The sequence below is a fragment of the Rhodococcus sp. NPDC055112 genome (assembly GCF_053607505.1).
The window spans coordinates 22,810-35,567 of sequence record NZ_JBSGTR010000028.1; the positions used below are offsets into that span (position 1 = coordinate 22,810).

10 protein-coding genes are annotated in these 12,758 nt (G+C 70.3%); 7 read left to right on the forward strand and 3 right to left on the reverse strand.

Going from position 1 to position 12,758, the window contains the following annotated elements; all coding sequences use genetic code 11:
- Window positions 1-71: 71 nt before the first annotated feature.
- From ACWFRB_RS14355 to ACWFRB_RS14380, 6 genes are all read left to right on the forward strand, one after another.
- A complete protein-coding gene (locus tag ACWFRB_RS14355; protein ID WP_452641819.1) occupies window positions 72-2,012 on the forward strand; it encodes a magnesium chelatase subunit D family protein in 1,941 nt (646 codons plus the stop codon).
- A gap of 23 nt (window positions 2,013-2,035) precedes the next feature.
- A complete protein-coding gene (cobO, locus tag ACWFRB_RS14360) occupies window positions 2,036-2,656 on the forward strand; it encodes a cob(I)yrinic acid a,c-diamide adenosyltransferase (protein ID WP_452641820.1) in 621 nt (206 codons plus the stop codon).
- Window positions 2,653-4,071, forward strand: coding sequence for a cobyrinate a,c-diamide synthase (locus tag ACWFRB_RS14365; protein ID WP_452641821.1), 1,419 nt, complete (start codon window positions 2,653-2,655; stop codon window positions 4,069-4,071). The genes cobO and ACWFRB_RS14365 overlap by 4 nt, the downstream gene beginning before the upstream one ends.
- On the forward strand, window positions 4,064-4,429 hold the full coding sequence (locus ACWFRB_RS14370; RefSeq protein ID WP_452641822.1) for a cobalamin biosynthesis protein: 366 nt from the start codon (window positions 4,064-4,066) through the stop codon (window positions 4,427-4,429). The genes ACWFRB_RS14365 and ACWFRB_RS14370 overlap by 8 nt, the downstream gene beginning before the upstream one ends.
- 37 nt (window positions 4,430-4,466) lie before the next feature.
- On the forward strand, window positions 4,467-5,693 hold the full coding sequence (gene cobA / locus ACWFRB_RS14375) for a uroporphyrinogen-III C-methyltransferase (RefSeq protein ID WP_452641823.1): 1,227 nt from the start codon (window positions 4,467-4,469) through the stop codon (window positions 5,691-5,693).
- 86 nt (window positions 5,694-5,779) lie between these two features.
- Entirely contained in the window at window positions 5,780-7,183 is a 1,404-nt protein-coding gene (locus tag ACWFRB_RS14380) for an MFS transporter (RefSeq protein WP_452641847.1), read from the forward strand.
- 60 nt (window positions 7,184-7,243) lie between these two features.
- Here ACWFRB_RS14380 and ACWFRB_RS14385 read toward each other — a convergent pair whose 3' ends face one another.
- Window positions 7,244-8,380, reverse strand: coding sequence for an epoxide hydrolase family protein (locus ACWFRB_RS14385; protein WP_452641824.1), 1,137 nt, complete (start codon window positions 8,378-8,380; stop codon window positions 7,244-7,246).
- An 84-nt stretch (window positions 8,381-8,464) separates the two neighbouring features.
- Here ACWFRB_RS14385 and ACWFRB_RS14390 point away from each other — a divergent pair, with 84 nt between their 5' ends.
- The gene (locus tag ACWFRB_RS14390; protein WP_452641825.1) at window positions 8,465-9,130 is read left to right on the forward strand and encodes a TetR/AcrR family transcriptional regulator; all 666 of its coding nucleotides are present in this window, start codon (window positions 8,465-8,467) and stop codon (window positions 9,128-9,130) included.
- A 78-nt stretch (window positions 9,131-9,208) separates the two neighbouring features.
- On the opposite strand, the gene ACWFRB_RS14395 is transcribed toward ACWFRB_RS14390, so the two are convergent.
- Both ACWFRB_RS14395 and ACWFRB_RS14400 read right to left on the reverse strand, forming a co-directional pair.
- Window positions 9,209-10,072: a hypothetical protein gene (locus ACWFRB_RS14395; protein WP_452641826.1), complete on the reverse strand. Its 864-nt coding sequence runs from the start codon at window positions 10,070-10,072 to the stop codon at window positions 9,209-9,211.
- 195 nt (window positions 10,073-10,267) lie between these two features.
- Window positions 10,268-12,541 (reverse strand): hypothetical protein, encoded by a 2,274-nt coding sequence (locus ACWFRB_RS14400; protein ID WP_452641827.1) that lies wholly within the window; start codon window positions 12,539-12,541, stop codon window positions 10,268-10,270.
- Window positions 12,542-12,758 lie beyond the last annotated feature (217 nt).

The following is a 12,758-nucleotide window of genomic DNA, read 5'->3' on the forward strand; positions in this document are numbered from 1 at the left end:
CAGATCGCCGCGGCAGCGGGTCAAGGTCCGAACCCTCGGCGTGGACACCGGGGAGTGAAGGGAAAAGCGCTGTGGCACAAGCTGGTACCGGGTCCGAACCGGGATTTCCGTTCAGTGCGATCGTCGGTCAGGACACGCTCCGGCTCGCCCTGACCCTCTGCGCCGTTCACCCCGGTATCGGGGGAGTGCTGGTGCGGGGCGAGAAGGGCACCGCGAAGTCGACGGTGGTGCGCGCGCTCGCCGCGCTGCTGCCGCCCGTCGACGACGGCAACGGCGGCAGGCCGGCCCGGCTGGTGGAGTTGCCGGTCGGCGCCACCGAGGACCGGGTGGTCGGCTCGCTGGACCTGGAGAAGGTGCTGCGGGACGGGGAGCGGGCCTTCCAGCCCGGACTGCTCGCCGCGGCCCACGACGGCGTGCTCTACGTCGACGAGGTCAACCTGCTGCACGATCACCTCGTGGACGTGCTGCTCGACGCCGCCGCGATGGGTCGCGTGCACATCGAGCGCGACGGCGTCTCCCACTCCCATCCCGCGCGGTTCGTCCTGGTCGGGACCATGAACCCGGAGGAGGGCGAGCTCCGCCCGCAGCTGCTCGACCGATTCGGCCTTGCCGTCGACGTGGCGGCCTCGCGCGAGGTGGACGTCCGCATGCAGGTGGTGCGCCGTCGCCTCGATTTCGAGGCCGACCCCGCCGGATTCGCGGCCAGGTACGCCGACGAGGACTCGGCGCTGGCCCGCCGCATCGCCGCGGCAAGGGCGGCCCTGCCCGCCATCGAACTCAGCGACACCGAACTGCGCCGGATCGCCGCGCTGTGCGCCTCCTTCGACGTCGACGGCATGCGTGCCGACCTGGTGCTCGCCCGCACGGCGACCGCGCACGCCGCCTGGCGCGGCGCCGACGCCGTCGCCGAGGAGGACGTGCGGATCGCCGCGGAGCTGACGCTGCCGCACCGGCGCCGCCGCGACCCGTTCGACGAGCCGGGCCTGGACCCCCAGCAGCTCGAGGACGCGATGCGGGACGCCGCCGAGCAGGCGAACCAGCCCGAACCCGAGCCGGAGCCCGATCCGGACGGTCCCGGTGGCGGTGCGCCCGAGCCCGAGTCCGACGGTGCCCCGACCCCCGACGACGCCCAGCAGTCCACCGAGCCGAGCGAGAGCGAACAGCCAGGCCCGGCCCGCGCCCCCGAACGCCCGGCCGCGGCGCCCTCCGCGCAGTTCAAGACGCGGTTGCTGACCATTCCCGGTGTCGGGGAGGGCGCACCAGGCAGGCGTTCGCGTTCGCGTTCCGCGCAGGGCAGGACCGTGCGACCCACCACCGAGCCGGGTCGCGGGCTGCATCTGGTCGGCACCCTGTTCGCGGCCGCCGAGCACCAGATCGCCCGCGGACGGCGGGACGGCCGGATGCTGTTGGCGCCCGGCGACATCCGCGGGGCGCACCGCGAGGGCCGCGAGGGCAACCTGGTGGTCTTCGTGGTCGACGCGTCCGGCTCGATGGCCGCGCGGGACCGGCTCTCTGCGGTCACCGGCGCCGTCGTCTCGCTGCTGCGCGACGCCTACCAGCGCCGTGACAAGGTCGCGGTGATCACCGTGCGGGGCGCCGCAGCCGAGCTGGTGCTGCCGCCCACCTCGTCCGTCGACGTCGCGGTCCGCCGACTGCGCTCGCTGCGTACCGGCGGTAAATCCCCACTGGCGCAAGGATTCCTGAAGGCCCGAGAGGTGGTGCTGCGGGAAAAGGTGCGCGACCCCCAGCGTCGGGCGATGGTTGTCGCTCTGACAGACGGCCGCGCGACCGGCGGCACCGACCCGGTCCATCGCGCCCGGGTGGCCGCGACGCTGCTCGCGGGCGAGTCGGTGGCCTCGGTGGTGGTGGACTGCGAGTCCGGCATGGTGCGACTGGGCCTGGCCCGCGACCTGGCGACCGCGCTGCGGGGCGCCTACATCCGGCTCGGCGAGCTCTCGGCGGAGCAGGTGGCAGGCGTCGTCCGGGCCGGTACCTCGAAGCTCGCGGCCTAGAACGGAAAGAGGAGTAACAGACGATGCCCAAGGGTGTACCGCTTCCCGAGAACGTCCCCGACGACGGCCTGACCACCAGGCAGCGCCGCAACGCGGCGGTGCTGGCCGTGCACACGGGTCCGGGGAAGGGGAAGTCGACCGCCGCGTTCGGGATGGCGTTGCGAGCCTGGAACCAGGGTTTCGACATCGGGGTGTTCCAGTTCGTCAAGAGCGCGAAGTGGAAGGTCGGCGAGGAGTCGGCGTTCCGCGCGCTCGGCGAGCTGCACGAGTCCACGGGGGTCGGCGGACCGGTGCAGTGGCACAAGATGGGCGAGGGCTGGTCCTGGACCCGCAAGAAGGGCGAGGACGAGGACCACGCCCGCGTCGCGCTGGACGGCTGGCGTGAGGTGGCCCGCCGGATCGCCAACGAGGAGCACAAGTTCTACGTCCTCGACGAGTTCACCTACCCGCTCAAGTGGGGCTGGGTGGACGTCGAAGAGGTGGTCGAGGTGCTGGGTTCGCGGCCCGGGAACCAGCACGTGGTGATCACCGGTCGGGATGCGCCGCAGGCCCTGATCGAGGCGGCCGATCTCGTCACCGAGATGACCAAGATCAAGCACCCCATGGACGCCGGACGCAAGGGCCAGCGGGGCATCGAGTGGTGACGGAGCCGAGCGCAGCGACGAGGAATGTCACCGCCGTTCCGGCGGTGGTCATCGCCGCACCCGCGTCCGGCAGCGGAAAGACCACCGTCGCAACGGGTCTGATCGGTGCCCTGCGCGCGGCCGGTGATCGGGTGGCACCGTTCAAGGTGGGGCCCGACTACATCGACCCGGGCTATCACGGCCTCGCCGCGGGCCGGGTCGGACGCAACCTGGACCCGGTGCTGGTCGGCTCGGACCGGATCGGTCCGCTGTACCGGCACGGCAGCGCGGGCTGCGACATCGCCGTCGTCGAGGGCGTGATGGGCCTGTTCGACGGCAAGATCGCGGACCCGGCGCCCGAGGGCGCCGCGGAGGGGTCGACGGCCCAGGTCGCCGGGCTGCTCGGAGCCCCTGTCGTCCTTGTCGTCGATGCCCGCGGGCACAGCCAGTCGCTGGCCGCGGTGCTGCACGGCTTCGCGACCTTCGACAGCGGCGTCCGGATCGGCGGGGTGATCCTGAACCGGGTCGGCAGTGAGCGGCACGAGCAGGTGCTGCGCCAGGCCTGCGACCGGGTCGGGGTTCCTGTGCTCGGGGTGGTGCCCCGGCTCGCGGAGCTGGCGGTGCCCTCGCGGCACCTCGGCCTGATCACCGCGGTCGAGCACGGACGGGCCGCCACCGACGCGGTGGATGCGATGACCGAGCTGATCGCGCGGCACGTGGACCTGCCCGCCGTGCGGGCGCTGGCCCGCTCGAGTGTCGTCGCACCGGCCTGGGATGCCGTGGACGAGGCCGGTACGGACGAGCAGGGACCCGCCCCCGTGGTGGCGCTCGCCGGTGGCTCGGCGTTCACGTTCGGCTACGCCGAGCATCGCGAGCTGCTGGAAGCGGCGGGCGCGCGGGTGTGCACCTTCGACCCCGCCGTCGATCAGCTTCCCGACGGCGCGGCCGCGTTGGTGCTGCCCGGCGGGTTCCCGGAGGAGCACGCGCCCGAGTTGGCGGCGAACATCCCGCTGCTCACCACCGTCCGCGAACTGGCGCGCCGCGGGATGCCGATCCACGCCGAGTGCGCGGGCCTGCTGTACCTGGCGCGCCGTCTCGACGGGCACCCGATGGCGGGGGTCATCGGGGTGGATGCGGAGTTCGGTCAGTCGCTGACGCTCGGCTACCGGGAGGCCGTCGCGCTGGGGGAGTCCGTGCTGTTCGAACCGGGGACGCGGGTGGTCGGTCACGAGTTCCACCGGACCCGGCTCGAGTCGGCGTCGGTGGACGGCTGGGCCCCGGCCTGGGGCTGGCGGGCGGCGGGAACGTCGGCGCGGGAGGGCTTCGCCGGCGGCGGTGTGCACGCCTCCTACCTGCACACCCACCCCGCGGGCAACCCGGCCTCCGTGCGCCGGTTCGTTTCCGCGGCAAGAGTTTTCGAGGCCTCCAATGGGTGATCTGGTGGTGGGCATCGGTGCCCGCGACGGGGTGGACCCCGATACCGTGCTGGCCGCGATCAGCGCCGTCGTCGACGACCCGACCGAACTGCACGCGCTGGCGACCCTCGAGCGCAAGGCCACCGAGTCCTCGATCGCCATCGCGGCGGCCGAGCTGGGTGTGCCGGTGCTCGGGTTCACGGCCGACGAACTCTCGGCCGTGGAAGTGCCGACACCATCAGGACGGGTCGCGGCCGAGGTCGGGACGCCGAGCGTCGCCGAGGCCGCGGCGGTCCTCGGTGCGGGCGGCGGCGACCTGTTGGTGCGCAAACGCGCCCGCAATGGCGTCACCGTGGCCGTCGCCCGTAATGTTTGGTAGCCCGAAGACCCCCGACATCCCAGTCAAGGAGCGCGAAGTGCCAGCAGCGGCCGGAGACGAGCCCAACTACCTCGTAGGGCTCAACCTGACCGATCGACGGGTGGTCGTCGTGGGCGGCGGCACCGTCGCACAGCGGCGGCTGGGCCTGCTCGTCGCCTGCGGGGCGAAGGTGCATGTGGTCAGCCGCGCCGTCACCCCCGCCGTCGAGGCGATGGCCACCGGCGGTCAGATCACCATCGACCTGCGCGCGTACGTCGACGGTGACCTCGACGGCGCCTGGTACGCGATCGCCTGCACCGACGAGCCGGACACCAACGCCGCCGTCGTCGCCGAGGCGGAGCGGAGCCGCATCTTCTGCGTCCGCGCCGACAGCGCCCGCAACGGCACCGCCGTCACCCCCGCGAGCGCGTCCTTCGACGGGCTCGAGCTCGGCGTGCTTGCGGGCGGCGACCACCGCCGCTCGGCCGCGGTGCGCACCGCGCTGGTCGAGGCCCTGCAGTCCGGTGGCGTGGTGGACGTCGCCGAGCCGCACGCGCCGGGCGTCGCGCTGGTCGGCGGCGGACCCGGCGATCCGGATCTGATCACCGTCCGCGGCCGCCGGCTGCTGGCCCGGGCCGATGTCGTGGTCGCGGACCGGCTCGCGCCGCCCGAGCTGCTCGCGGAGCTCGGCCCCCAGGTCGAGGTCATCGACGCGGCGAAGATCCCGTACGGCCGCGCGATGGCGCAGGAGGCGATCAACGCCGCGCTGATCGACGGCTACAAGGCCGGCAAGTTCGTGGTCCGGCTCAAGGGCGGCGACCCGTACGTGTTCGGCCGCGGCTTCGAGGAGCTGCAGGCCTGCGCGGCCGCCGGGGTTCCGGTCACCGTGGTGCCGGGCATCACCAGCGCGATCGCCGTGCCGTCCGCGGCAGGGATCCCGGTGACCCACCGCGGCGTCACCCATGAGTTCGTGGTCGTCAGCGGGCACATCGCCCCGGATCACCCGGATTCGCTCGTCGACTGGTCGGCCCTGGCGAAGCTGCGCGGCACCCTGGTGTTGCTGATGGCGGTCGAGCGGATCGAGAAGTTCGCCGCTGTGCTCACCGAGGGTGGCAGGCCGGCCGAGACCCCCGTGACCGTCATCCAGGAGGGCACCACGCGTGCGCAGCGGGTGCTGCGTGCCGACCTGGCGACCGTCGCGGCCCGGGTTCGCGAGGAGAACATCCGCCCGCCCGCGATCATCGTGATCGGGCCGGTCGCGGGCCTGACCGCCGACGCGCAGTAACCTGGGCGACCGTGCCTGACTCCACTGTCGTGAAGTACCCCGTGACCACGCGAGCCTTCGGTCTCGCCATCATCGTCCTCGGCGGTATGCAGCTGATGATGGTGCTCGACGGGACCGTCGCGTCGCTGGCCCTGGCCCGGATCCAGGAGGACCTCGACCTGAGCGACGCCGGCCGGAACTGGGTGATCACCTCCTACGCGCTGACCTTCGGTGGCCTGATGCTCCTCGGCGGGCGGCTCGGTGACGCCTTCGGCCGCAAGCGGGTCTTCATCGGCGGTGTGGTGCTGTTCACGGTGGCCTCGCTCTTCTGCGGACTCGCCACCGGCGAGGTCTCGCTGATCGCGGCGCGGGCGCTGCAGGGCGTTGGCGCGGCGATCGCGTCACCGACCGCGCTGGCCCTGGTGGCGACGACGTTCGCGCCCGGTCCGGTCCGCAACCAGGCGATCGCGATCTTCGCCGCCATGACCGGTGTCGGCTCGGTGACCGGGCTGATCGTCGGCGGCGCGCTGACCGAGGTGTCCTGGCGCTGGATCTTCCTGATCAACGTCCCGATCGGCCTGCTGATCATCGCCCTCGCCTTCCGCTCGCTGGTGGAGACCGGCGCCGAGCGGCTCAAGCTGGACGTGCCTGGCGCGGTGCTCGCGACGCTGGGCTGCACCGGCGTGGTCTTCGGGTTCACCGAGGGCGCGGAGATGGGCTGGACGAGCCCGGCGGTGGTGACGGCGCTCCTCGCGGGGCTGGCGCTGCTCGCGGCGTTCCTCGTCGTCGAACGCAGGGCAGAGAATCCGCTGCTGCCGTTCTCGCTGTTCCGGAACAGGAACCGGGTGGCCACCTTCATCGCGATCGCGCTCGTCGGCGCGGTGATGTTCAGCTTGGCCCCGTTCGTCGCCCTGTTCGTGCAGAACATTCTCGGCTACAGCCCGCTCGCGGCGGGCATGGCGTTCGTGCCGTTCGCCTTCGGTCTCGGCGCCGCGGCGTTCGTCGCGTCCAAGCTCGCGGTTCGTATCCAGCCCCGGTGGCTGATCCTCACCGGCACCGTCCTCACGGCGGTCGGCCTGCTGTACGGCTCCACGCTCGACACCTCGGCGACCTACATGGGGAACCTGTTCGTGCTGGTGGTCGGCGTCGGATTCGGTGTCGGTCTCGCGGTGGTGCCGCTGCCGCTGTGCGCGATCGCGGGGGTCGGGCCGCACGAGATCGGGCCGCTGTCGGCGATCGCTCAGGTGGCTCAGGTGCTCTTCGGCCCGATCGGGCTGGCGATCGTGGGCGCGATGGCGACGTCGCGGACGCTCTCGCTCGGCGGTACGACCACGGCGACCGAGAACATGAGCCCGGACCAGCTCTTCGCCCTCAGCGAGGGCTACACCACCGCCCTGCTCGGCTGTGCGATCTTCGCCGCCCTCGCCGCCGTCGTGGCCCTGTTCATCCGGTTCACCCCGCAGCAGGTCGCCCAGGCGCAGGCCGCGGAGAAGGCAGCCCAGGAGTCCTAGGCGCGTCTCGGAGGCGTTCCCTGTACGGGTGAACGCCTCCGAGTGCTGCCCGGCCTCCGGTCAGGCCAACTGGGCGAAGAACTGACGGATGTCGCCGACCAGGACCTCGGGCGCCTCGTGCGCGGCGTAGTGTCCGGCGGCGTCGTTCGCCCCGCCGCTCGGCCCGGCGGTGTCGTAGGAGTTCCAGCTGACGATGTTGCTGTGGTCGCGCTCGGCGAACCGGCGGATCGACTGGAAGTCGCCTGCGAACATCGCCAGACCGGTCGGCACCGTGGTCGGCGCGGTCGGGTGGTCGGTGGCGTGGGCATCCTCGTAGTAGAACCGCGTCGAGGAGCCGGCGGTGCCGGTCAGCCAGTAGATCGCGACGTTCGCGAGGACGAAGTCGGCATCGAGGCCCTCACCGAAAAGCTGTGCGTTCCATGCGAGTAGCCCCACCGGCGAGTCGGCGAGGGCGAACGCGAGGGTCTGCGGCTGCTGGCTATGCAGCGTGTTGAACGCCATCTTGTTCGCGTGGAACCACTGCAGGTGCTCGAGGGCTGCCAGGTCGGCCTCGGAGAGCCCCTCGAATTCGGACGGATCGCCGGACGGGAACGAGAACAGCTGGGTGACGTGCACGCCCACCACATTCGACGGGTCGAGGCGGCCGATCTCGGGCGCGATCATCGATCCTCCGTCGTTGCCGACCGCCCCGTAGGACTGGTACCCCAACCGATGCATCAGCTCGATCCAGGCATGGGCGGTGCGGTACCGATTCCAGCCGGTGCTGCGCGTCGGGCCGGAGAAGCCGAAGCCCGGGATCGAGGGGATCACCAGGTGGAACGCGGGTGAATCGGGAGACTCCGGTTCGGTGAGCGGGGCGATGACCTCGAGGTACTCGACGATCGACCCCGGCCATCCGTGCGTGAGCACCAGCGGAGTGGCATCCGGCCGGGACGACCTGATGTGCAGGAAGTGGATGTCCTCGCCGTCGATCTCGGTGACGAACTGTGGGTAGGAGTTGATCCTCGCCTCGAGGGCGCGCCAGTCGAAGCCATCGAGCCACCGGGCGGCGAGCGCGCGCACCCGGTCGTTCGGGACACCGTACGAGTCGGCGACGCCCGGCAGCTCGTTCGGCCACAGCGTGCGCCCCAGCCGCTCGTGCAGGTCGTCGAGCTGAGCCTGCGGGACGTCGATGGCGAAGGGGCGGATGTCGTTCATGGCATCTCCAATTTAGAACGGAATGTTCGGTTCCGTTTGAACGTAACAGATCGGATCATTCCGTTCCAGTGTTATCGTCGGTTCATGCCGAAATCGACTGAAAGCGCAGTTCGCGAGAGCGGGCCCGGGCTGCCGGGGCGCAAACAGCAGGCGGCGCGCAACGACGGAGTCATCCTGGAGGCGGCGCGGGAGGTGTTCCTGTCCGATCCGAAGGCCCCCATCACCGCGGTGGCCCAGCGTGCGGGCGTCGGGATCAGCGCGCTCTATCGCCGGTACCCGGGCAAGGAGGACCTCCTGCGTACGTTGTGTCACGACGGCCTGCGCCGCTACATCGCCGAGGCGGAAACAGGCCTCGAGGACGCCGACGCGTGGCGCGGGCTGACCGGATTTCTCGAGAGGGTGGTCGACGCCGATGTGCACTCATTGACGGTGCACCTCGCGGGGGCGTTCACCCCGACCGAGGAGATGGGACACGACGCGATGCGCTCCCAGGAGTTGACCGATGCCCTCGTCGAGCGGGCACGCGCGACGGGGCGCCTGCGCGCCGACATCGTCACCCTGGATCTCGGGCTGCTGCTCGAGGGGTGCGCCGCCATCCGGATTCCGGACCAGGAGCGGACCCGGCAATTGCGACGCCGCCACCTCGCTCTGCTCGTCGACGGTCTGGCCGTGAGCGGTGATCTGCCCGGCCCGCCACCACGCGCGGGGGAGTTCGGGTCGCGGTGGAACCCGGAGGCCGGCAGCGTGTAACGACCGTCGAATACGCCACAAGGCCTGGCCTCTGCTCGAAAGAACAGAGACCAGGCCTTGATAGCAGGGCGGTTCAGGTCACTTGAAGGTGACGGGGGTCTTGGTGTCCTGGGTGCGGTCGGCCGAGCCGTGTGCGGCGACGGTGTAGATCGAGCAGGTGTTGACGAGGCAGTTCGAGTCGCCCTTGATGGCGGCGACGTCGATGGTGGCGGTCCAGGCGCCTGCGGTGAAGTCGGCGGGCTTGAGCCACTTGGTGGTCATCCATGCGGTCGAGTCGGTGGCGGAGTACTTGCTGTCCTGGATGAGGCCGACGTAGAGGCCTGCGCCTGCGCCGGAGAATCCGGTGCCCGAGACGGTGATGGTCTCGCCGTTGGCGGCGATGTCGGTGGTCTTCGTCGCGGTCACGGCAGGCCCGGTGGGCACGACGACGGGTGCCTTGAAGGTGACGGGGGTCTTGGTGTCCTGGGTGCGGTCGGCCGAGCCGTGTGCGGCGACGGTGTAGATCGAGCAGGTGTTGACGAGGCAGTTCGAGTCGCCCTTGATGGCGGCGACGTCGATGGTGGCGGTCCAGGCGCCTGCGGTGAAGTCGGCGGGCTTGAGCCACTTGGTGGTCATCCACGCGGTCGAGTCGGTGGCGGAGTACTTGCTGTCCTGGATGAGGCCGACGTAGAGGCCTGCGCCTGCGCCGGAGAATCCGGTGCCCGAGACGGTGATCGTGTCGCCGTCGGCGGTGAGGTCCGTGGCCTTCGACAGCGAGACCAGCGGAGCCGGTACCTCCGGCCCCGGACCTTCGGGCTCCGGCGAGCTTGAACCCGCGCTGCCAAGCGACCCGGTGTCGATGTCGCCGAACGGCGTGGTCAACGCTCCTGCGACGCCGACCGACATCGTCCAGGTGATCGTGGCGGCAACGGCTGCGATCGCTGCCTTGTTGAACTTGTGCATGTTCCTGCTTTCTTGTGTGAGTCGCCATGAGGCGTTCAATTGGTGGCACAAAGTTAGGTAAAGCTAGCCTAAATTACGCGGTGGTTGTCAAGGGGTTGAACCGGACGTAACCGACATGCGTGACCGCAATTCCTGAGCATGAAATTGCAGGTCAGAGCCGCTTGAGCGGGCTGTGGTGCGCCCAGTGTTCGGTTGTCAGTCGTGTGTGAGGGGACGGGTACTCGCTCGGCGGCGCATAGCAAAGGTCGTCGCCACCGCAATCCCGGCTCCGACGCCGCCGCCGATCAGCAGCGGAGCGATCCAGGCGGTGCTCGCGAACGTGCTGGAGAGGTTGCGGAATGCCGAGGGGGAGTTGGAGTCGCCCGACGCCGATGCTCCGCCGGCCGCGGCGGGGGTTGCCGCCTCGGCGCCTTCCGGGTCGTCGCCGAAGCTCACCGGTGTCTGGCTGTCCTGGCTGCGATCACTCGAGCCGTGTGCGGCAATGGTGTAGACGGAACAGGCGTTCTTGGTGCAGTCGGAACCGCCCTTGACGGCCATGACATCCATGGCGGTGGACCAGGCGCCGTCGATGATCTTGTTCGGCGTGATGAACGCAGTGGTCATCCAGGCTCCCGCGTCGGTCGTGGAGAACTTGTCGTCCTGGATGAGTCCGGTGTAGATGCCGGGGCCGCTGCTGGAGAATCCGGTGCCCGAGATGGTGATCGTGTCGCCGTCGACCTTGAGGCCGCGTGTCTTCGACAGAGTCACTACCACCGAGTTCCCTACGCCCACCTTGCCCTTCAGTGCTGCCGCGGCGGTGCCGCTCGCCGCGCCCGCCTTGTTGTTGAATGCGGGATTGATCGTCCGTGTGCTGGTCGTGTCGGGCGCGACGCCGCCTGCGAAGCCCACCGGGGTGCGGGAGTCCTGGCTGCGGTCACTCGAGCCGTGAGCGGCGACGGTGTAGATCGAGCAGGTGTTGCGCATGCAGTCGAAATCGGCCACGGCTGCGGGGAGTTCCATGGTGGTGGACCAGTTGCCGCCGGAGATTGCCTCTGGCTTGAGGAAGGCGGTCGTCATCCAGGCCGAGGCGTCGGTTGAGGAGAAGCGGTTGTCCTGGACGAGGCCGACGTAGAGACCCGGTGCCGCTCCGGAGAACCCGGAACCGGAAATGGTGACCGTCTCGCCCGCCGGGTCGAGGTTGGTGCCCTTCGACAGCGTCACCGAAAGGTTGGGGTTGGTCGTCAAGGTGGATCCGCCGGGTCCCGGATTCGGTCCCGCGGGCGCTCCTGGTCCCGCGGGTGTTTCAGGTGTGCCAGGGGTTCCCGGTCCTGCGGGTGTGCCGGGTCCCGCCGTGCCGCCGCCGAAGTCGATGCGGGTGACGGTGTCCTGGCTGCGGTCGGACGACCCATGGGCGGCCAGGGTGTAGACGGCGCAGGCATTGGCGATGCAGTCGCTACCGGCGAACGCGGACGTGACGTTGAGCGATGCCGACCAGGAACCGCCCGGCATGTCGGAGGTCTTGATGAACTTCGCGTCCTGGAAGACCGACGCGTCGGTGACCGAGAAGCGGTTCATCTGGGCGACGCCGATGTAGATGCCCGGTCCGGAGGTCGAGAAGCCGCGGCCGCTGACCTTGATCGTGTCGCCGGCAGCGTTGAGCCCGCTGGTCCGGTCGACGCTCACCTTTGGCCCGTTGCCAGCCGGTGGTGTCGGGGGCTTCGTGGTGGTGGTTGGGGGTGTGGTCGTGGGCGGCGGCGTGGTGGTCGTCGTCGGGGGCTTGGTGGTGGTTGGGGGTGTGGTCGTGGTGGTGGTGGGCGGCGGCGTGGTGGTCGTCGTCGGGGGCTTGGTGGTGGTGGTGGGCGGCGGCGTGGTGGTCGTCGTCGGCGGCTTGGTGGTGGTGGTTGGCGGTGTGGTCGTGGTGGTGGTGGGCGGCGGCGTGGTGGTCGTCGTCGGCGGCTTGGTCGTCGTGGTTGGCGGTTTGGTGGTGGTGGTTGGCGGTTTGGTGGTGGTGGTAGTCGGGGGCACGGTCGTGGTGGTGGTGGGCGGCTGCGTGGTCGTCGTGGGCACCGCGGCGAAGGCCACCCCGGTTCTGGTGTCCTGGGTGCGGTCCGGCGAGCCGTGTGCGGCGACTGTGTAGATCGAGCAGGAGTTCACGGTGCAGTCCGAGGCACCCTTGATCCCCATCACCTCGACCGCGGTCGACCACGAGCCGCCGGTGATCTGGCCGGCCCGGACGAACACCGTGGACATCCAGGCGTCGGCATTGGTGGTGGAGAACATGCTGTCCTGGGCGAGGCCGACGTAGATGCCGGCACCCGCGCCGGAGAATCCGTTGCCCGAGACGGTGATGGTCTCACCGTCGACGTTCAGGCCGGACGTCTTGCTGACGGTCGTGACCGCGGGGCCGGAGACGGTCGGGGCGGCCGTGTCGCCCTCGCCGGAGGTATCGGGGTCAGCGACAGCGACGCCTGTCGGCGCCGTCAGTGCCATGGCTGTCGCCATGATCGCGAATGCGGCCCTGCCTAACGCGCGCATCTTCCTTCTTCCTGGTCATAGCCGCAGGTCAACGGCGACATGGGGAGCTCACACGATAAGTGAGGTTAGCCTACGGTTGCATAGGTGAGGCTAAGCTACCTGATTGAGCGTTCAATTGGTAGGTCAGGCTTATCGGGCGTCGGCGGGGGTCGAGGAGTCGCAGCTTGCCGGG